Source organism: Salinivibrio sp. EAGSL (assembly GCF_013366455.1).
Taxonomy (GTDB): Bacteria; Pseudomonadota; Gammaproteobacteria; order Enterobacterales; family Vibrionaceae; genus Salinivibrio; species Salinivibrio costicola.
The window spans coordinates 62,102-81,977 of record NZ_JABWMG010000012.1 but is presented as its reverse complement, the minus strand read 5'-3'; the positions used below and the strand labels follow the sequence as shown (position 1 = coordinate 81,977).

Here is a 19,876-nt window from a genome sequence, read left to right as displayed (position 1 = left end):
GCGCGTTCATGGCTGAGCGCGAGCGAAAGCAGGTACGAGCTGGCCACGGATCAATGCGTGATAAAACTCACGTTCAAATTGGGTGATCGGTGCGGGTACATTGTCAGGTAACGCGTCTTCATCCGGGTGATAATGACTGACTAACTGCACCACAATATGCGCCTGCCCGGTGTCATCCTCTAGTAAACCGGCCAAGTTAAAACTGCCATAAAGCGAGCCGCTCTTGGCTTTTAATCGCCCTTTAATCGGCGCGTGTCGGACACTTTGCCGATACTTAAGTGTGCCATCCATGCCTGCCGTGGGGAGCATATCAATCAGTCCCAGCTCAGGGTGCGTCGAGATATAGTGAAGAACACTGGCCAACTGGCGCGCGCTTAAACGGTTGTTTCGGGATAAACCGGATCCATCCACTAAGATCGCGCGGGATAGGTCGATCCCTGCCTTTTGCAAGATGGCTTTAACTGCCGCGACGCCATTGCGGTAAGATCCCGGCTGCTGAAAATAGCGCCGCCCGAGCGCTTTCAAAAGGTTATCCGCAATCAAGTTGTCTGAGTCTCGCAGCATGGTGGTCAGCAGTGACGGTAACGGGACAGAGTGATGGCGGGCAAGTTCACGATGTTGGCTAGGAGCCGGTGCGACCAGAATTTGACCATTGAGGTGCACATTCAATCGTGCGAGCTCATCGGCAACAATGGCTTTCACATAGGCGGAAGGGGTTTGAACCGCAAAATTTAATGGCAGCGGCCTGTCCCGGTGGGCAAGACAGCCAGAAAAGTGATACTGATTATCCGCGGTGGCGGTTAAATCAAGCCCGCAGTGACGCGCTGTTTGCTGTTCTTCTGTCACCGTAAGGGCGTCGCTAGTCACTGAAATTGGCTGATGACGAGGAACATGAACGCGTGTTTGTACTTGATCGGGCTGGCTGTATATTGCCCCCTGCACACAATTATGATCCAGTGTTATTGCAGTTGAGGGAGCGCTGTAACAGACGGCGAGAATATCCCAAGGCCATCCGGGGGCGCGAGAGCGACCGGCGAAGGCTTGGCCGTCCAGGTAAAGATGATTGATATTATCCAGCCCTCGACGAGGCAGTTGACTAAGTAGCTGACGAATATCTTTGCGAGTTAATAAGGGATCGCCATTAAAAATAAGCGCGATGTCATCGCCAGCTTGTACCAGCCGTGTCGAGAAACGGAAGGTACTCGGTAAATAAAGGCGAGCGGCGAGCCCGGTGAGTAGCTTTTGTGTACTCGCAGGGGGAAGCAATGCATCCACTTGCTGACTAAGCTGCGGTTGTGTGTGTTGGGGATCGCTGACCCACAAGGCGGCCTGACTGCCTTTGGGCAATAAAGGGGTCAGCTGTTCAATCGTCAGCTGATTCGATGCATAAGCTAGTGATGTCGTGAATAATACGCTAAGTGCGAGGCAGAAAATAACCGCTAGGCAACGTATCGGTGCTAGGCAGCGAAAAAGAGCGCGAATCATGAGTGAGAGCCTTTGTGTTATTGCATCGTGTTTATCCTACCCTGTCCAGCCTTGAAGACAAGCCGCACGCAGGCCTGATACACCTCACCTGCTGGACAATCACCGGCTGGTCGGTCACGCTATTGCCGGATCAGAGATGATTTTGCGCCAATTCTTGTTTACAATCGAAAAAAAGCGTTGAATTCCGCCGCGCCCAAATTTTTGTTTGGGCGTGGCTTTGTTTTGCCAAAATCCCTTTGCTGTGGATTGAAAGAGGTAATGTCATTTATGGATAAAGTGCCAATGACCGTACGCGGCGAGCAGCTGCTACGAGAAGAGCTGGACAAGTTGACCAAACGTCGCCCAGAGATCTCTAACGCCATTGCAGAGGCGCGTGAGCTGGGTGATTTAAAAGAAAACGCGGAATATCATGCTGCGCGAGAAGAGCAGGGGATTTGTGAAGCGCAAATCCGCGATATTGAATACAAACTATCGGTCGCTCAAGTGATTGATGTCACCAAAATGCCGAATAATGGCAAAGTGATTTTTGGTGCTACCGTGACTGTGATTGACATCAATACCGACGAAGAACTGACCTATCGTATCGTGGGTGATGATGAGGCGGACATTAAAGCCAACCTTATTTCAGTGAACTCACCGATTGCCCGAGGCTTAATTGGTAAAGAAGAAGGCGAAGAAGTGAGCATCACCACACCGGGTGGTGTGAAAGAATTTGAGATTGGCAGCGTCGATTACGTCTAAGTAAAGTGTTACGAGATGTAACTTTTCGCTGAGTTTTCAACAGTAAAAAGGCCGCGACGCGGCCTTTTTTGTTATGCTTCAGCGCAAGTGCGGCAAACCACTAAGGCCACCCAAACTATTTGCGTGGTAATGTGATTTTACGCTCTTCGCTTTGACGGTAAATCACCAGTGTTTTGCCGATAACCTGCACTTTTTCGGCGCCAGTTTCACGAATGATAGCGTCGACAATCAGGTTTTTGGTCTCGCGGTCTTCTGATGCGACTTTCACTTTGATCAATTCATGGTGGTCAAGCGCAAGCTCAATTTCAGCGACCACGGCTTCGGTTAAGCCATTGGCGCCCATTAAGACTACAGGCTTAAGCTGGTGAGCCAGTCCTTTGAGATACTGTTTTTGTTTGGTGCTGAGTTTCATGTTGGCTCGATTTCTATTTGCTAGGGGTTGAAAACATGCCATTCTAACGCCATCTCATCACAAACTGAAACAGTATAAAGACGCTCCATGGCAACCGAATTATCTAGATAGCCGCTTTTGAGCTACCTTTAATAATAACATTCAGTGCGCAATCGATTGAATTTTATGATAATGCGTTGCCAATAATAGGGTTTGGTTAGGAACAACATGGCGAACAAAAAGCATTCAGCTAGCTCAGGACGTTGGCTGAAAGAACACTTTGACGATAAGTATGTGCACGAAGCGCAAAAAAAAGGTTATCGCTCACGCGCTATCTTTAAACTGGAAGAAATCCAGCAAAAAGATCGCATCTTAAAGCCCGGTATGACAGTGGTCGATTTAGGGGCCGCGCCTGGCGGATGGTCGCAGTATGCGGCGACGCAAGTCGGCGATGAAGGCCAAGTGATCGCGTGCGACATCTTACCGATGGATTCGATGCCAGGCGTCAGCTTTCTCCAAGGCGATTTTCGTGAACAAACCGTTCTTGATGCCCTTCTTGATCGTATACAACCTGACATGGTTGACGTGGTGATGTCTGACATGGCGCCGAACATGAGTGGCAACCAGGCGGCAGACCAACCGCGTGCGATGTATTTGGTGGAGCTGGCGTTGGATATGTGCCGGGAAGTGTTAGGCCCCAAAGGCTGCTTCGTGGTAAAAGTATTTCAAGGAGAAGGCTTTGATCATTATCTGGCCGAAGTCCGTAAAATGTTTACAGCGGTCAAAATTCGTAAACCCGACTCATCCCGCGCACGGTCGCGAGAGGTCTACATTGTGGCTACAGGTTATAAACTGTAGTACCCTTACATTTATCTATCTCAGTTATGCGAGGCTAACACCTTGAGTGACATGGCAAAAAACTTGATTCTGTGGCTGGTTATCGCCGTTGTCTTAATGTCTGTGTTCCAAAGTTTTGGACCAGGTGACAACGCCGGTCGTCAAGTCGACTATACCTCTTTCGTACGCGAAATCGGCAACGATCAAATACAGGAAGTAAAATTTGACGATCGCGAGCTGAGTGTCACCCGACGTGACGGCTCGAATTATGTCACCTACATGCCTGTTATGAACGATCCAAAGTTGTTAGATGACTTGCTTAACAAAAATGTCAGTGTCAAAGGGACACCACCAGAAGAGCCAAGCATGTTGGCATCTATCTTCATCTCGTGGTTCCCTATGCTGTTGCTTATCGGGGTATGGATATTCTTCATGCGTCAGATGCAAGGCGGGGGCGGCAAAGGCGCTATGTCATTTGGTAAATCAAAAGCCAAAATGATGAGCGAAGAGCAGGTCAAAACATCGTTCACCGATGTCGCTGGTTGTGACGAAGCAAAAGAAGACGTCAAAGAGCTGGTAGATTACCTGCGTGATCCAAGCCGATTCCAAAAACTGGGCGGTAAAATTCCAACCGGTGTATTGATGGTAGGGCCTCCGGGTACGGGTAAAACCTTGCTGGCGAAGGCCATTGCAGGCGAAGCGAAAGTGCCTTTCTTCACCATTTCCGGCTCTGACTTCGTCGAAATGTTCGTGGGTGTCGGTGCATCACGTGTCCGTGATATGTTTGAGCAAGCCAAGAAAGCGGCGCCGTGTATTATCTTTATCGATGAGATCGATGCGGTGGGTCGTCAACGTGGCGCTGGCTTAGGCGGCGGTCACGATGAGCGTGAACAAACCCTTAACCAAATGCTGGTCGAAATGGACGGCTTTGAAGGGAACGAAGGGGTGATTGTTATCGCCGCGACGAACCGTCCTGATGTCTTGGATCCTGCTTTATTACGTCCGGGGCGTTTTGACCGCCAAGTCGTGGTGAGCTTGCCTGATGTCCGCGGCCGTGAGCATATTCTAAAAGTGCACATGCGCAAAGTCCCCCTCGGCAATGATGTCGATGCATCGCTTATTGCACGTGGTACCCCAGGGTTCTCAGGGGCCGATTTAGCTAACTTGGTCAACGAGGCGGCATTGTTCTCGGCTCGCGGTAACAAGCGTGTGGTCTCCATGGTCGAGTTTGAACTGGCTAAAGACAAAATCATGATGGGTGCAGAGCGCCGTTCGATGGTGATGTCAGAAGAAATCAAAGAGTCGACTGCCTATCACGAAGCAGGCCATGCCATTGTTGGACGTTTAGTGCCGGAACATGATCCTGTCTACAAAGTCTCGATCATCCCACGTGGACGCGCATTGGGTGTAACCATGTACCTGCCTGAGCAGGACCGCATCAGCATGTCGCGTCAGCACCTGAACTCGATGATCTCAAGCCTTTATGGCGGTCGTTTAGCCGAAGAGCTGATTTACGGAAAAGACAAAGTCTCGACCGGGGCATCCAATGACATTGAACGCGCAACAGAAATTGCTCGTAAAATGGTCACGCAATGGGGCTTTTCAGAGAAACTAGGTCCATTGCTCTATGCGGAAGAGGAAGGCGAAGTTTTCCTTGGCCGTTCAATGGCACAGACCAAGCATATTTCGGACGAAACGGCGCGCTTGATTGATGGAGAGATCCGTCAAATCATTGACAGTAACTACGACCGTGCAAAACAAATCTTGGCAGACAATCTCGATATCATGCATTCGATGAAAGATGCGTTGATGAAATACGAGACCATCGATGCGGCACAAATCGATGACTTGATGGCCCGTCGTGATGTTCGCGAGCCTGCAGGTTGGGAAGGCGGTGACGGGGGGTCTTCATCGGATGACACGCCCAAAAAACCGGATGAATCAGCGACGAAAGCATCTGATGAACAATCAGATGATAAAAAACAAAAGCCGTTAGATTCAGAAAACCAATCTGAAGCGTAAACCAACAGTAATACAAACCCCGATACGTCGGGGTTTTTTTGATCGTGCTTGGAAGTAAACGCATGGAAATAACACACCAGAATAAAACCCTGTCTCTTGATAGCCCCGTCGTTATGGGGATCCTCAATGTCACGCCGGACTCTTTCTCTGATGGCGGATTGTTTCAACAACAAAGCAAAGCTGTTGAGCGGGCACGACAGATGCTGGCTGATGGCGCGACGATTATCGATATTGGGGGCGAGTCGACCCGTCCTGGTGCCGCTGATGTGGCAGAGCAAGACGAAATTAATCGTGTTGTGCCAGTGATAAAAGCTATCCGCGAGCGATCGGATTGTTGGATCTCGATTGATACCAGCAAAGCTGCGGTCATGCGCGCCGCTGTCGAAGCTGGCGCGAACCTGATTAATGATGTTCGCGCGCTCAGAGAGCCTGGCGCATTGACTGCCGCTGCCGATCTCCAGGTACCTGTGTGCATCATGCACATGCAGGGCCAGCCTAGAACCATGCAAGCGGCACCCGACTACACGGATGTTATCCAAGACGTAATACAATTTCTAAACCAGCGAATAGATGCTTGCCTGGATGCTGGCGTTATCAGGCAAAATATCATTTTGGATCCGGGCTATGGATTTGGTAAAACCTTGGCACACAACTATCAGTTGCTCGCACAATTAGATCATTTCCATCACTTTGGTTTGCCGATCTTGGCGGGGATGTCGCGCAAATCTATGATTTACAAAGCGCTAGATAAAACACCTCACGACGTGCTAGGTGGCAGCATCGCTTGTGCCACGTTAGCGGCAGTGAAAGGCGCACAGATTATCCGTGTTCACGATGTTAAAGAGACGGCCGATGCGCTCAAGGTCGTGGCGTTGACGATGCAAGAAAATGAAGCACCAGGAGAATAAAAACAATGGCAGAACGTAAATACTTTGGCACAGATGGTGTGCGCGGTAAGGTGGGTGAATTTCCGATCACCCCAGAGTTTATGCTCAAACTAGGTTGGGCCGCCGGGCGCGTCTTGTCGCAACAAGGCACCCGCAAAGTGCTGATTGGTAAAGATACTCGAATATCGGGCTACATGCTTGAGTCTGCACTCGAATCAGGCTTATCCGCAGCAGGCTTAGAAGCTGCCTTCACTGGCCCTATGCCAACGCCGGCGATTGCGTATCTGACTCAAACGTTTCGCGCTGAAGCAGGGATCGTTATTTCTGCCTCACATAACCCGCATTACGACAACGGCATTAAATTCTTCTCCTCAGAGGGCACCAAACTTCCCGATGATGTTGAGCTTGCGATCGAAGCGGAACTCGAAAAAACACTCACTTGTGTCGAATCTGCCGAATTGGGCAAAGCAAGCCGCATCAACGATGCGGCCGGACGTTACATCGAATTCTGTAAAGGCACCTTCCCCAGTGCGTTAAGCCTGAGTGGCTTAAAAATTGTCCTTGATTGCGCCCATGGTGCGACGTATCACATTGCCCCCTCTGTTTTTCGTGAATTAGGGGCAGACGTGCTGACCATTGGCTGTGCGCCAAACGGGACCAATATCAATGATGAAGTGGGGGCTACCGATGTACGCGCGCTGCAGCAACGCGTGTTGGAAGAAAAAGCAGACCTTGGGGTAGCCTTTGATGGTGACGGTGATCGTGTGATCATGGTTGATCATCTTGGCAATAAAATCGATGGCGACCAAATTGCCTACATCATCGCGCGCGAAAGTTTACGCCGTGGTGAGCTGAAAGGCGGCGTGGTTGGCACTTTGATGACCAACATGGGCATGGAGTTGGCATTACAATCGCTCGGGATCCCATTCGCACGTGCCAAAGTCGGCGATCGCTATGTGATGGAGCTACTCCAAGAAAAAGGCTGGCGAATTGGTGCGGAAAATTCAGGCCATGTGATTGTCTTGGATAAAGTCACCACCGGAGACGGCATTGTGGCGGCATTGCAGGTACTGGCCAGTGTTGCCGCCACGGGAATGGATTTAAAAGCGTTAAGCGATGGCATGACGTTATTGCCACAAGTACTAGAAAACGTGCGCTTTAGTGGCAGTGTCGACCCACTACAAAGTGAGCCCGTACTGGCTGCCAAAGCCGCAGTGGAAAATAAACTGGGTGAGCAGGGGCGCGTGTTGCTGCGCAAATCAGGCACTGAGCCTTTGATTCGGGTGATGGTCGAAGGACCGGATGCCGATAACGTGAACGCCTACGCACTTGAAATCGCAGAGGCGGTGAAGGCGAACTGTTAATAATAAAGGGCGGGTGGTCATAGATTGCGCAAACGACGTCGAAATCAAGGTTTTTTGTAAATTTCTCTTGTTTCATCACCGCGCTTTCGCTAGTATTCACCCGCTCCCAACAAAGGGGGCTGCGCTGGCTGAGAAGTAACACTGCCGGCTCAACAACCTGGAGCATAGGTGGAACCATGTACGAAATTCTACTTGTGATTTATCTGTTGGCCGCAATCGGTGTAATTGGCCTGGTTCTGGTTCAGCAAGGTAAAGGCGCAGATATGGGAGCCTCATTCGGGGCTGGGGCATCAAACACCGTGTTTGGCTCTGGCGGCTCTGGAAACTTTTTAACCCGAATGACAACCGGTTTTGCAATCGCGTTTTTCGCACTGAGTCTTGTGCTCGGCAACTTGACAGCGCATGACCCTAAAGCAAAAAGCGGTTTTGAAGATTTAAGCGAGCCTGCTACACAACAGCAAGCTGCGCCAAAAGAGGATGAAATCCCTGTTGATAACAGTGAGATTCCTCAGTAAGAATTGAGCCGAGGTGGTGGAATTGGTAGACACGCTATCTTGAGGGGGTAGTGCCTTTATAGGCGTGCGGGTTCAAGTCCCGCTCTCGGCACCAAGTTCACAAAGGGCAATCACTTGCACCTTTGTTGTAAAAAGCGATATAATTATCGCGAATCGGACGCGGGATGGAGCAGTTTGGTAGCTCGTCGGGCTCATAACCCGAAGGTCGGCGGTTCAAATCCGTCTCCCGCAACCAATTTTAAGTTTGTTGTTTAAATAACGGCTAAACTGAATAACGCGTCAGCGTTTGTTGTCAAAGCCACGCTGACCGGGCTAGCCACGTGCTAGCCTTTTTGCCCTCGGGGCAGCACGAAGCGGACCAATAAGCCTTTGTGTAGAGAGTTACTCTCTCGTTATTGTTGCGATGATTCCGACACCAGCAATAACGGCTATGCTAACGACTTATGTTGATGGCATAGCATCAGGGTCCAGTTACATTAAACCCCGATTTTCGGGGTTTTTTGTTATCTGAAGAAGACCATTCGGATAGTAACTGGGCTTTTAAGCCCTTTTTTTATTTCTGGGGTTTGGAATGACAGGATTAGAGAAACAACTGGCTGAACTTTTAACCGCGCCTGTTGAGGCGTTGGATTATGAGTTGGTTGGGCTTGAATTTGTTCGAGCTGGCCAGCATTCAACACTGCGTATCTTTATTGACCATGAAAATGGTATCACGGTGGACGATTGTGCCGATGTGAGCCGTCAAGTGAGCGCGGTAATGGATGTGGAAGACCCAATCACAGTGGCGTACAACCTAGAGGTGTCATCTCCAGGTGTTGATCGTCCACTGTTCACCGCTGATCACTATCAGCAATTCATCGGGCATGAAGTGAACATCGTGCTGAAAATGGCTATGCAAAACCGCCGTAAGTGGAAAGGCGAAATCCTTTCTGTCGATGGCGATACCATCACGGTTCGCGTGGACGGCCAAGATGAGGCGTTTGCCTTGAGTAACATCGCCAAAGCAAACCTGGTTCCTTCATTTTAAGAGTAAATGAGGCATTAGTAGATGAATAAAGAAATCTTGGCTGTTGTCGAAGCGGTCTCAAACGAAAAAGCCGTTCCACGAGAGCGTATTTTCGAAGCACTGGAAACCGCGCTGGCAACGGCAACCAAAAAGAAGTACGAGGCCGAAATCGATGTGCGTGTCGCCATTGATCGCAAATCCGGTGAATTCGACACCTTCCGTCGTTGGCTTGTCGTCGATGAAGTCACCCAGCCAACGCGTGAAATCACGTTGGAAGCGGCCCAATATGATGATGAAACCCTCGAACTAGGCGGGTTTGTAGAAGATCAAATTGAATCGGTTGTCTTCGACCGCATTACCACCCAAACCGCTAAGCAAGTGATCGTACAAAAAGTGCGTGAAGCTGAGCGTGCACAAGTGGTTGAGCAGTTCATGGACAACGAAGGTGAGCTTGTCACCGGTGTGGTCAAAAAAGTCAATCGCGATGTTATCATTGTCGACTTAGGAAACAACGCGGAAGCGGTTATCCAACGTGATGATCAACTCCCTCGTGAAAACTTCCGTCCTGGCGACCGAGTACGTGGTCTGTTGTATGCTGTGCGTCCTGAAGCGCGAGGCTTCCAATTGTTCATGACGCGCTCCAAGCCAGAAATGCTCAGTGAGCTATTCCGCATCGAAGTGCCAGAAATTGGCGAAGAGATGATTGAGCTGATGGGCGCTGCCCGCGATCCTGCTTCACGCGCTAAAATTGCTGTGAAAACCAACGACAAACGTATCGATCCCGTCGGTGCGTGTGTGGGGATGCGTGGTGCACGTGTACAAGCGGTATCAACTGAACTGGGTGGCGAGCGTATTGACATCGTACTTTGGGACGATAATCCTGCCCAATTCGTGATCAATGCCATGGCGCCTGCAGACGTCGCCTCTATCATCGTCGATGAAGATACCCACTCCATGGATATTGCCGTCGAGGCTGATAACCTGGCGCAAGCGATTGGGCGTAACGGACAAAACGTGCGTTTGGCCTCTCAACTGACCGGTTGGGAACTGAACGTGATGACGGTTGAAGACCTCCAGAAAAAACACCAAGAAGAAGCACAAGCTTCGTTAGAGCTGTTTGTTAAATATCTCGATATTGACGAAGACTTTGCACAAACCTTGGTGGAAGAAGGTTTCACCACCCTTGAAGAAGTGGCCTATGTGCCAACCAGCGAAATGCTCGAAATTGACGGCTTAGACGAAGATACTGTCGACATTTTGCGCGCACGTGCGAAAGAAGCGTTGACCACCATCGCGCTCGCACAAGAAGAATCGCTGGGAGACGCTGAACCTGCCGAAGATCTGCTGGCATTAGACAGCCTTTCTCGTGAGATGGCCTTTAAACTGGCCGCGAAAGGCGTGAAGACGCTGGAAGATCTTGCTGATCAAGGCACTGACGATCTGTTAGATATTGATGGATTGGACGAAACCAGTGCAGGCGAGCTTATTATGGCAGCGCGTAATATCTGCTGGTTCAGCGACGAAGCGTAAAGACGGCAAAGGAGGAGCAGAATGTCAGAGGTTACAGTACATACACTGGCGAAGGAAATTGATACGCCGGTTGATCGTCTGCTGAAGCAGTTTAAAGAAGCTGGTATGCAAAAATCGGCGGACGATCAGGTAAGCCAAGATGAAAAACAAGCTTTGTTGACGCATTTAAAGCGTGAGCATGGTGACAACGGCAATGCTCCGACGCGTCTGACGCTTCAGCGCAAGAAACGTAGCACACTGAGCGTGTCAGGGGCTGGCGGAAAAAACAAAGATGTCCAAGTTGAAGTGCGTAAAAAGCGCACTTATGTGAAGCGTAGCGAGCTTGAAGACCAAAAGTCAGCGCAAGAAGCGGAAGAGCAAGCCCAACGCGAAGCCGAAGAAAAAGCGCGTCTAGAAGCTGAAGAGCAAGCAAAACGCGAAGCAGAAGAGAAAGCGAAACGTGAGGCCGAAGAAAAAGCCAAGCGTGAAGCACAAGAGAAAGCCAAACGCGAAGCTGAAGAAAAAGCTAAGCGTGAAGCCAAGCCGCAAGCGCAACCAAAATCTGAGCAGCCTGAAGACGACGCAGCGGATACTGCTGCCACTCGTGCTGCTGATGCGCAAGCGAAGAAAGAAGCTGATGAACTTAAGCGTCGCCAGGAAGAGGAAGCCAAGCGTAAAGCTGAAGAAGAAAGTCAGCGGCAGTTAGAAGAGGCACGCAAAATGGCAGAAGCAAATCAAGAGCGCTGGTCAGATCAAGACAAAGCGCTAAGTACCATGGAGGCGGCTGACCACCATACGGTTACCTCCGAATATGCCCGCGAAGCGGAAGACGAAGCGGATCGCCGCGAAGAAACGGCCGCGCCGCGTCGTAAGAAAAAGAAAAAAGCCACTGCAACAGAAGACAAAAACCCCCGAGGCCGTCGTGGCAAAGGTGGTAAAGGCAAAGGCCGTATGGCTAAGCCGTCTTCGATGCAGCATGGCTTTAAAAAACCTGCCCAGAAAGTAAACCGCGAAGTCGAGATCGGTGAAACCATTACGGTTGCTGAGCTCGCGAATAAAATGGCGGTGAAAGGTGCAGAAGTCATTAAAACCATGATGAAAATGGGTGCAATGGCGACCATTAACCAGGTGATTGACCAAGAAACCGCACAGCTTGTCGCGGAAGAAATGGGTCACAAAGTTATCCTGCGCAGAGAGAATGAGCTGGAAGAGGCCGTACTCTCTGATCGTGATAACGATGCACCTATGGCACCGCGTGCACCGGTTGTTACTATCATGGGTCACGTTGACCACGGTAAGACATCCTTGCTCGACTACATCCGTAAAGCACACGTTGCAACGGGTGAAGCTGGCGGTATTACTCAGCATATCGGTGCGTACCATGTACAAACTGATAACGGTATGATCACCTTCCTGGATACGCCAGGACACGCAGCGTTTACCGCGATGCGTGCACGTGGTGCGGGTGCGACGGATATCGTTGTGTTGGTGGTTGCGGCCGATGATGGTGTGATGCCACAAACCAAAGAAGCGATTCAACACGCCAAAGCCGCGGGTGTACCTTTGATTGTTGCCGTCAACAAGATGGACAAAGAAGGTGCTAACCCTGACAGCGTCAAGAATGAGCTCGCGCAGTATGATGTTATCCCAGAAGAGTGGGGCGGTGAGAACATCTTTGTTCACGTCTCTGCGAAACAGGGTGAAAACATTGATACCTTGCTCGAGTCCATCTTGTTGCAATCAGAAGTCCTTGAGCTGAAAGCGGTTGAGAAAGGCATGGCGCGTGGCGTTGTGGTTGAATCTCGTCTGGATAAAGGCCGTGGTCCTGTTGCGACTGTCTTGGTTCAAGAAGGTACCTTGAATAAAGGCGATATTGTACTTTGTGGCCTTGAATACGGTCGTGTTCGTGCGATGCGTGATGAGAACGGCCAAGACATCGAACATGCTGGTCCATCCATTCCGGTTGAGATCTTAGGTCTGTCAGGTGTCCCTGCCGCCGGTGATGAAGCTACGGTTGTACGTGACGAGAAGAAAGCCCGTGAAGTGGCACTTTATCGTCAAGGTAAATTCCGTGATGTGAAACTGGCGCGTCAGCAAAAAGCCAAACTGGAAAACATGTTCTCGAACATGGAAGAAGGTGAAGTCTCTGAGCTCAACATCGTTCTGAAAGCCGATGTACAAGGTTCGATTGAGGCAATTGCCGATTCACTGGTTAAACTGTCAACTGACGAAGTCAAAGTGAAGATTGTTGGTTCCGGCGTGGGCGGTATTACTGAAACCGACGCGGTACTGGCAGCGGCATCGAACGCGATCATTTGTGGCTTTAACGTGCGTGCCGATGCGACCGCACGTAAGACTATCGAGAATGAAAGCTTAGATCTTCGCTACTATTCTGTTATCTACACCATGATTGATGAAGTGAAACAAGCGATGAGCGGTATGCTTGCGCCTGAGTTCAAACAAGAAATCATTGGTTTGGCAGAAGTTCGCGATGTCTTTAAGTCACCAAAACTAGGCGCAATTGCCGGGTGTCAGGTGTCTGAAGGCTTGATTAAGCGTAACAACCCAATTCGTGTTCTGCGTGATAACGTGGTTATCTACGAAGGGGAGTTGGAATCACTGCGTCGCTTTAAAGATGATGTGAACGAAGTGAAGAAAGGCTACGAGTGTGGTATTGGCGTGAAGAACTACAATGATGTTCGCGTTGGTGACCAAATCGAAGTCTTTGAAACGGTTGAAATTCAGCGCTCAATTGACTAATTAAGCGTTTAAAAACAGCCAGGTCGTTTGGATACACCGTGGGGGGAGGCGCATGCGCTTACCCCCATTTTGTTGAGAGAAAAGAAAATGGGTAAAGATTTTAGCCGGACGGACCGCGTCGCCCATCAGTTGCAAAAAGAAATTGCACTGATCTTGCAGCGTGAAGTGAAAGATCCACGTATCGGTATGGTGACCGTCTCTGACGTCCAAATCTCGCGTGACCTTGCTTACGCCAAAGTCTTCGTCACCTTTTTAACCGTTGACGAACAAGCACCAACCGAGAGCCTAAAGGCACTCAATGAAGCGAGCGGATACATTCGCTCATTGGTCGGTAAGGCAATTCGTTTACGTATCACGCCGGAACTGACTTTTGTATTTGATGAGTCGCTGACTGAAGGTATTCGTATCTCGAACCTGGTGAGCAAAGCGGTGCGCAGTGATAATGAGCGCCGTGATGATGATGACAAAGGTGAGGAATAAAAGATGGCGCGTCGTCAACGTCGTCGAGGTCGCCCCGTTGATGGGATTATCCTACTCGATAAACCCACGGGCATAACCTCTAATGATGCTCTGCAGAAAGTAAAACGTATCTTTTTTGCCGAGAAAGCAGGACACACTGGAGCCTTGGATCCGCTTGCAACGGGCATGTTGCCAATTTGCCTAGGTGAAGCGACCAAGTTCTCTCAGTTTTTGCTGGATGCCGACAAACGTTATCGGGTGGTGGCAAAATTGGGTCAGCGCACCAATACCTCAGACGCCGATGGTGAAGTGGTAGAAACCCGCGATGTAAAAGTCAATTTAGGATTGCTGGAGCGCTGTATTGCTAAGTTCCGCGGTGAAACCCAGCAGATCCCATCGATGTTCTCCGCGCTCAAATATCAAGGTAAGCCTTTGTATGAATATGCGCGTCAAGGCATTGAAGTACCGCGTGAAGCGCGTACGATTCATGTTCATCAAATTGAATTGTTGCGCTTTGAAGGTGATGAGATTGAGATGGAAGTCCATTGTTCTAAAGGCACTTACATTCGAACCATCGTCGATGATCTTGGGGAAATGCTAGGCTGTGGTGCCCACGTCACCGCACTGCGTCGCACGGGTGTTTCTGGCTATCCGACGCGCCAGATGGTGACATTAGAGCAGCTCGAAAGCTTGTTGAATGAAGCCAGAGAACAAGATATCCAACCTAAGCAGTTGCTGGATCCTTTGTTACTCCCACTTGATACCGCGGTACAAGACTTGCGAGAAATCAACTTGTTGCCGGTAATGGCCAGCTATGCCTTACAAGGCCAAGCGGTACAGGTGCCGAATGCACCTACCAGTGGCTTTGTTCGCTTAACCGCGGGCGAGGAACGTCACTTTATTGGTGTTGGTGAAATTGACGCCGATGGCTTGGTGGCGCCACGTCGTTTAGTGGCCAGTCGCCAGCCGGAAGCAGGCTAAAAAACACGCTGCCATTTGCGCGTGTTTAACGGAAAAAGCGGCGTGGATAGATTGCTACCTTAGACGAAAGTCAGTAGAATACGCGCCTTCGGGCACCGGCTGAATCAGAGATTGGCTGGTGCATGATAATCACACACTCTTATTAGGAGAGCATTATGTCTCTGACTGCAGAAGCAAAAGCACAAATCGTTGCTGATTTTGGCAAAACCGAGAACGACACGGGTTCACCGGAAGTTCAAATCGCCCTTTTGACCGCATCAATCAACGATCTGCAATCGCACTTCGCTGAGCACAAAGGTGACCACCACAGCCGCCGTGGCCTGCTACGCATGGTTTCACGTCGTCGTAAGCTGCTGGACTACCTGAAAAAGAACAGTGTTGACCGTTACTTGGACGTTATCAAGCGTCTAGGCATCCGTCGCTAAGATTCTGGAGAAAAGGGAGCTCAGGCTCCCTTTTCTTTATATAAAAAACGCGCCACCGGAGCAATCCGTGGCGCGTTTTTTGTTTGACGATGTTTTGATCTTCGCGCTACTGATGCAGCGTCACTGACGAAGCGCTTTCGCCGCTGCAACCATGTTTTCTAATGCCGGGATAACCTCATCCCATTGGCGGGTTTTTAGGCCGCAATCTGGGTTCACCCACAATCTTTCTGCAGGAATACGGGCGGCGGCTTTTTCCATTAACCCAACAATTTGCGCTTGGCTTGGCGTATTGGGGGAGTGAATGTCATACACGCCAGGGCCAATGTCATTGGGATAGTCAAAGTGATCAAATGCGTCCAACAGTTCCATATCCGAGCGAGAGGTTTCTATGGTGATCACGTCGGCGTCCATATCCGCGATGGATGCGATGATATCGTTAAACTCGGAATAACACATATGGGTATGGATTTGCGTCTCGTCACTCACACCGTTGGCGGCAATTTTAAACGCGTTGATTGCCCAATCGAGGTAATTTTGCCACTCACTGCGACGCAAAGGTAAACCTTCACGCAGCGCCGCTTCATCTATTTGAATGATTTGAGTGCCAGCTTTCTCAAGATCCTGCACTTCTTGGCGGATCGCCAGCGCCAGCTGGTCACAGGTCTGTGATCGTGGCTGATCATCACGCACAAATGACCAATTAAGTATGGTGACCGGTCCGGTAAGCATGCCTTTCAGCGGCTTATCAGTCAGAGATTGCGCGTACTGGGTCCATTCCACTGTCATCGCTTTCGGACGTTCAATATCACCAAACAAAATCGGCGGCTTCACGCAGCGAGAGCCATACGATTGCACCCAGCCAAACTGACTGAACACATACCCATCTAGCTGTTCGCCAAAGTACTCCACCATATCATTACGCTCAGCCTCGCCATGCACTAACACATCGAGCCCTAACGCTTCTTGCTTTTCCACCGCATGGGCGATCTCTTTGCGCATAATGTCTTGATAAGTGGCGGCATCAATGTCGCCCTTCTTGTATTGCAAGCGCGTTTGGCGAATGGCACTGGTTTGTGGAAATGAGCCTATGGTGGTGGTCGGGAAGCGTGGCAGGTTGAGCTGCTCGTGTTGCAAGCGAATGCGCTCTGCAAACGGACGCTGCCGTGTCCCTAATTGTGGTGTAATCGCTGCTAATGCGGCTTGCACCTTAGGGTTGTGTACACGTGGTGATTGCTGACGGCTTTCGATTGCCTCACGGTTATTGTCCAGCGCGGGCTGAACGGTTTGACGGCCGTGATTAAGGGCGCGCGCGAGTACATCCAGCTCCTCTAGCTTTTGATGGGCAAAGGCGAGCCAGTTTTTTACTTCAGGATCGAGCTTTTGTTCGCTCGCCAAATCGACTGGCACATGAAGCAAAGAGCAAGAAGGCGCGAGCCAGAGGCGATCCCCCAGAGATTGATGAATCGGTTCGAGCCATTCTAACGTGGCATCAAGGTTAGTTTTCCAAATATTACGACCGTTGATTATACCCAGAGACAGGACGTGCTGATCGCTAAGCGTTTCACGGTATGCATCCACATCCCCTCGGCCACGAATAGCATCTAGGTGCCAGCCGTCAACGGGCAACGATTGCGCCAATGGACGATTTTCAGCTTGCTCGCCGAAGTAGCTCGCCAGCAATAACTTGACCCTGGTTTGGCTTAATGCACGATACGCGGTTTTTAGTGCCGTCTGCCATTCAGGCGCGAGCTCCGTGACTAAGATCGGTTCGTCGATTTGGACCCACTCAATGCCTTTTTCTGCCAGTTTGCTCAGCAGTGTTTGATACACGGGCAAGAGCTTATCGAGCAGATCCAGTTTGTTCGATGCATCTTTTTCTTTGCCCAGCCAAAGGTAAGTCACGGGGCCGACTAAAACTGGCTTGGTGTTTATACCGGTTATTTTGGCTTCTTCTATTTGTGTCAATAGATTTTCAGCATGAAGACTAAACGTTGTTTGCGCGGTAAACTCTGGCACGATGTAGTGATAATTGGTATCGAACCATTTGGTCATCTCACCGGCATGCACGCACTGGCAAGCACTATCGTTTGCCGAGCGGCCACGAGCGACGCGGAAGTAGTTATCCAGGGTGTTATCTTGATGGTCAGCCACACGGTCAGGGACATTGCCGACTAAAAAGCTGGTGTCGAGTACATGGTCATAAAATGAAAAGTCGCCAACGGGAGCGATGTCGAGTTCACTTTGTTGTTGCCAGTGACTGCGGCGCAGATCTTTCGCAAGATCGGTTAAGTCTTGTTGGGATGATTCGCCACGCCAGTAACGCTCGAGTGCAAATTTAAGTTCGCGCTGGGCGCCGATACGTGGAAAGCCGAGATTATGAGTTTTAGCCATCTATACGTCCTCCTTTTTGATTGAATTCAGCATAGGGCTTTCTCGTTATGAACTAAAATGGCATTATTTCATCAATCAATGAATTTTAGTCATGGAATAGACATGTTAGAACGTCACCACCTTCATATTTTGCGAGCGATCAAAGAGCAAGGGTCGCTTACCGCAGCCGCAGAGACGCTTTATCTCACCCAGTCCGCGATTAGCCATGCGATGAAAAAGCTAGAAAGCCAGCTCGGGATTAGCTTGTGGCAAAAATCCGGACGGCAGCTTCATTTCACGCGAGCGGGTGAGTACTTGCTTACGCTATCTGAGCGTATGCTTCCTCAGTTCGAGCACGCTGAACAGCAGCTTAAACAATTTGCTCAAGGCCAGCGCGGTACATTGCGCATCGGCATGGAGTGTCACCCTTGTTATCAGTGGTTGCTTAAGGTGGTTGAGCCTTTCTTACATCAATGGCCGGATGTGGATGTTGACGTCAAACAAAAGTTCCAATTCGGTGGTTTGGGCGCATTGTTTGGCCATGAGATTGATGTGCTCGTCACGCCCGATCCCTTACTTAAACCAGGCATAGAATACGTATCCGTGTTTGATTACGAACAGGTGCTGGTGGCGAGCGGACGAAGTGCACTCGCGGCGTTTGACCATGTTGATCCTCAGCAAGTAACACAGGAAGTGCTGATTACCTACCCTGTTGATCAATCGCGTCTAGATGTCTTTACCCAGTTTTTGGCGCCGGCGCACTGTGCACCGCGCAAACACAAAACCATAGAAACAACCGATATCATGCTGCAAATGGTTGCCGCTGAGCGCGGGATCGCGGCACTCCCCAAATGGCTGGCTTTGGAATATCAACAGCGTTTAAACCTACATATTCTTCGCATGGGCAAAACAGGCATTCATAAATCGATCCATTTGGGTGTACGCGAGGGACAAAGAGATGATTACATCCAGAACTTCATCGAAAAAGCCAGTTCAACCGTCATGCAGCGATATGACTAAGAGATAAAACACTCAATCCCGTTAATAGTGATATTTAAGCGCATACTTTAAGGGCATGGTTTGAGAGCATAGTTTCGCGCCGTTTCAAACTCCCACCTATACTTACGTATTGTCTCAATTTTGAGCCGTACAAAGTGCACATTTCGGCGTAAAATTACTTTCGAAGAAGTCTAATTCCTTAGATAATGCAAGTGATAGACTTTGAATGCATCTCACATTTTTATGGATAAAGAGTCCCGGCTATGAAATCAATCTCGCTCTCTCGCAATGTAAACGTCGAAAGTATCCAGGGAAATGGTGTACTGCTTGTCAATGGCACGCCAATGACAGTGACCGAAGGCACGTCCTTTCCGTCTGGAACCGAGCTGGTTCTGCCAGATAACAGTGAGGCTGTTATTGTACTCAGCGACGGAACGTTACTCGCCGTTGAGGCTCAGGGAGAGCAGCCCGGCGCCGTGCTCGATGGATTGCCGCAAGATGTTCAAGATGAAATAGCCGAGATTCAGCAACAAATCCTTGATGGTGAAGGCGAGATCACCATTGAAGATGACCAAGCGACCGCCGCTGGTGGTGACGCTGCAGCTGGCAGTGGCTCATGGAGTTATGTCAATGTTGAGCGTGATGGAAGCGAGACCATTGCAAGCTCAGGATTTGATACTGATTCGCTTGCAACCAACGATGGGGCGATTGGTAGCGATGCAGAAGGAGAAGCGGGGCTGGCGATTGACACCACCGCTCCCGGAATCCCTAGCGTGACCATTGTTAATGATGCTAACAACGATGGCATTATTAGTGGGCAAGAGCTTGGTGATGGGATCCAGGTATTGATCGATCTGTCCGATACCGGTGCTAATCCGGGTGATGTATTAACCATAAATGGTCAAACCTCGACGATTACCGCGCAAAATATCATAGACGGCACCGTCACCATCACACTGCCAGACACTCCTGCAGACGGAGAAACATTAACCGTAGAAGCCACCATTACCGACACCTCCGGCAACACCTCCGCGCCGGGGAGTGATCAAGCTGAGGTTGATACTAGCGCCGATGCCGGCACGGTCAGCGTGAACAACATCACCAGCGATGACGTGATCAACGCGC

General features: G+C 50.1%; 16 protein-coding genes, 2 tRNA genes and 1 pseudogene. 16 read left to right on the top strand and 3 right to left on the bottom strand.

The features are described 5' to 3' along the window. Positions 1-6 precede the first annotated feature (6 nt). Positions 7-1,485 carry a D-alanyl-D-alanine carboxypeptidase/D-alanyl-D-alanine-endopeptidase gene (dacB, locus tag HLG76_RS09235; RefSeq protein WP_175993520.1) on the bottom strand — a complete coding sequence of 493 codons (1,479 nt, stop codon included), beginning with the start codon at positions 1,483-1,485 and terminating at the stop codon, positions 7-9. Between the two features lie 267 nt (positions 1,486-1,752). On the opposite strand from dacB, the gene greA reads away from it, so the two are divergent. After that, positions 1,753-2,226, top strand: a complete 474-nt coding sequence (gene greA / locus HLG76_RS09230) for a transcription elongation factor GreA (protein ID WP_021023293.1) — start codon at positions 1,753-1,755, stop codon at positions 2,224-2,226. Between the two features lie 115 nt (positions 2,227-2,341). Here greA and yhbY read toward each other — a convergent pair whose 3' ends face one another. Next, positions 2,342-2,638: a ribosome assembly RNA-binding protein YhbY gene (yhbY, locus tag HLG76_RS09225; RefSeq protein ID WP_021023292.1), complete on the bottom strand. Its 297-nt coding sequence runs from the start codon at positions 2,636-2,638 to the stop codon at positions 2,342-2,344. A gap of 207 nt (positions 2,639-2,845) precedes the next feature. On the opposite strand from yhbY, the gene rlmE reads away from it, so the two are divergent. The 13 genes from rlmE (at position 2,846) to rpsO (ending at position 15,382) form a co-directional block, all read left to right on the top strand. After that, on the top strand, positions 2,846-3,475 hold the full coding sequence (gene rlmE, locus HLG76_RS09220; protein WP_077461719.1) for a 23S rRNA (uridine(2552)-2'-O)-methyltransferase RlmE: 630 nt from the start codon (positions 2,846-2,848) through the stop codon (positions 3,473-3,475). A gap of 51 nt (positions 3,476-3,526) precedes the next feature. Next, positions 3,527-5,476 (top strand): ATP-dependent zinc metalloprotease FtsH, encoded by a 1,950-nt coding sequence (gene ftsH, locus HLG76_RS09215; protein WP_077661332.1) that lies wholly within the window; start codon positions 3,527-3,529, stop codon positions 5,474-5,476. Positions 5,477-5,538: 62 nt separating this feature from the next. Beyond that, positions 5,539-6,384, top strand: coding sequence for a dihydropteroate synthase (folP, locus tag HLG76_RS09210; protein ID WP_077461717.1), 846 nt, complete (start codon positions 5,539-5,541; stop codon positions 6,382-6,384). A gap of 5 nt (positions 6,385-6,389) precedes the next feature. After that, a complete protein-coding gene (gene glmM, locus HLG76_RS09205; protein WP_077461716.1) occupies positions 6,390-7,727 on the top strand; it encodes a phosphoglucosamine mutase in 1,338 nt (445 codons plus the stop codon). A 176-nt stretch (positions 7,728-7,903) separates the two neighbouring features. Further along, positions 7,904-8,242, top strand: coding sequence for a preprotein translocase subunit SecG (gene secG, locus HLG76_RS09200; RefSeq protein ID WP_021023287.1), 339 nt, complete (start codon positions 7,904-7,906; stop codon positions 8,240-8,242). Positions 8,243-8,249: 7 nt separating this feature from the next. Next, positions 8,250-8,336: transfer RNA gene (locus HLG76_RS09195), tRNA-Leu, on the top strand. A 64-nt stretch (positions 8,337-8,400) separates the two neighbouring features. Continuing rightward, positions 8,401-8,477: transfer RNA gene (locus tag HLG76_RS09190), tRNA-Met, on the top strand. Positions 8,478-8,813: 336 nt separating this feature from the next. Next, positions 8,814-9,269: a ribosome maturation factor RimP gene (rimP, locus tag HLG76_RS09185; protein WP_021023286.1), complete on the top strand. Its 456-nt coding sequence runs from the start codon at positions 8,814-8,816 to the stop codon at positions 9,267-9,269. A 21-nt stretch (positions 9,270-9,290) separates the two neighbouring features. Continuing rightward, the gene (nusA, locus tag HLG76_RS09180; RefSeq protein ID WP_077461715.1) at positions 9,291-10,778 is read left to right on the top strand and encodes a transcription termination factor NusA; all 1,488 of its coding nucleotides are present in this window, start codon (positions 9,291-9,293) and stop codon (positions 10,776-10,778) included. Between the two features lie 21 nt (positions 10,779-10,799). After that, positions 10,800-13,517 carry a translation initiation factor IF-2 gene (infB, locus tag HLG76_RS09175; RefSeq protein WP_077661330.1) on the top strand — a complete coding sequence of 906 codons (2,718 nt, stop codon included), beginning with the start codon at positions 10,800-10,802 and terminating at the stop codon, positions 13,515-13,517. Positions 13,518-13,604: 87 nt separating this feature from the next. Next, complete coding sequence (gene rbfA / locus HLG76_RS09170) at positions 13,605-13,997, top strand: 30S ribosome-binding factor RbfA (RefSeq protein ID WP_077461713.1); 393 nt, start codon at positions 13,605-13,607, stop codon at positions 13,995-13,997. A gap of 3 nt (positions 13,998-14,000) precedes the next feature. Further along, a complete protein-coding gene (gene truB, locus HLG76_RS09165; protein ID WP_175993519.1) occupies positions 14,001-14,957 on the top strand; it encodes a tRNA pseudouridine(55) synthase TruB in 957 nt (318 codons plus the stop codon). 155 nt (positions 14,958-15,112) lie between these two features. Continuing rightward, entirely contained in the window at positions 15,113-15,382 is a 270-nt protein-coding gene (gene rpsO / locus HLG76_RS09160; RefSeq protein WP_025673889.1) for a 30S ribosomal protein S15, read from the top strand. 120 nt (positions 15,383-15,502) lie between these two features. Here rpsO and metE read toward each other — a convergent pair whose 3' ends face one another. Beyond that, positions 15,503-17,773, bottom strand: a complete 2,271-nt coding sequence (metE, locus tag HLG76_RS09155) for a 5-methyltetrahydropteroyltriglutamate--homocysteine S-methyltransferase (RefSeq protein WP_175993518.1) — start codon at positions 17,771-17,773, stop codon at positions 15,503-15,505. A 102-nt stretch (positions 17,774-17,875) separates the two neighbouring features. Here metE and HLG76_RS09150 point away from each other — a divergent pair, with 102 nt between their 5' ends. Together HLG76_RS09150 and HLG76_RS09145 are read left to right on the top strand one after the other, a co-directional pair. Then, complete coding sequence (locus tag HLG76_RS09150) at positions 17,876-18,772, top strand: LysR family transcriptional regulator (protein ID WP_175993517.1); 897 nt, start codon at positions 17,876-17,878, stop codon at positions 18,770-18,772. 242 nt (positions 18,773-19,014) lie between these two features. Then, positions 19,015-19,876, top strand: a pseudogene (locus HLG76_RS09145) (hypothetical protein); the annotation flags it as partial.

Excerpts from the sequence above, each read along its gene's own strand:
- dacB (WP_175993520.1), bottom strand. The coding sequence starts at position 1,485 with ATGATTCGCGCTCTTTTTCGCTGCCTAGCACCGATACGTTGCCTAGCG.
- greA (WP_021023293.1), top strand. The coding sequence starts at position 1,753 with ATGGATAAAGTGCCAATGACCGTACGCGGCGAGCAGCTGCTACGAGAA.
- yhbY (WP_021023292.1), bottom strand. The coding sequence starts at position 2,638 with ATGAAACTCAGCACCAAACAAAAACAGTATCTCAAAGGACTGGCTCAC.
- rlmE (WP_077461719.1), top strand. The coding sequence starts at position 2,846 with ATGGCGAACAAAAAGCATTCAGCTAGCTCAGGACGTTGGCTGAAAGAA.
- ftsH (WP_077661332.1), top strand. The coding sequence starts at position 3,527 with ATGGCAAAAAACTTGATTCTGTGGCTGGTTATCGCCGTTGTCTTAATG.
- folP (WP_077461717.1), top strand. The coding sequence starts at position 5,539 with ATGGAAATAACACACCAGAATAAAACCCTGTCTCTTGATAGCCCCGTC.
- glmM (WP_077461716.1), top strand. The coding sequence starts at position 6,390 with ATGGCAGAACGTAAATACTTTGGCACAGATGGTGTGCGCGGTAAGGTG.
- secG (WP_021023287.1), top strand. The coding sequence starts at position 7,904 with ATGTACGAAATTCTACTTGTGATTTATCTGTTGGCCGCAATCGGTGTA.
- rimP (WP_021023286.1), top strand. The coding sequence starts at position 8,814 with ATGACAGGATTAGAGAAACAACTGGCTGAACTTTTAACCGCGCCTGTT.
- nusA (WP_077461715.1), top strand. The coding sequence starts at position 9,291 with ATGAATAAAGAAATCTTGGCTGTTGTCGAAGCGGTCTCAAACGAAAAA.
- infB (WP_077661330.1), top strand. The coding sequence starts at position 10,800 with ATGTCAGAGGTTACAGTACATACACTGGCGAAGGAAATTGATACGCCG.
- rbfA (WP_077461713.1), top strand. The coding sequence starts at position 13,605 with ATGGGTAAAGATTTTAGCCGGACGGACCGCGTCGCCCATCAGTTGCAA.
- truB (WP_175993519.1), top strand. The coding sequence starts at position 14,001 with ATGGCGCGTCGTCAACGTCGTCGAGGTCGCCCCGTTGATGGGATTATC.
- rpsO (WP_025673889.1), top strand. The coding sequence starts at position 15,113 with ATGTCTCTGACTGCAGAAGCAAAAGCACAAATCGTTGCTGATTTTGGC.
- metE (WP_175993518.1), bottom strand. The coding sequence starts at position 17,773 with ATGGCTAAAACTCATAATCTCGGCTTTCCACGTATCGGCGCCCAGCGC.
- HLG76_RS09150 (WP_175993517.1), top strand. The coding sequence starts at position 17,876 with ATGTTAGAACGTCACCACCTTCATATTTTGCGAGCGATCAAAGAGCAA.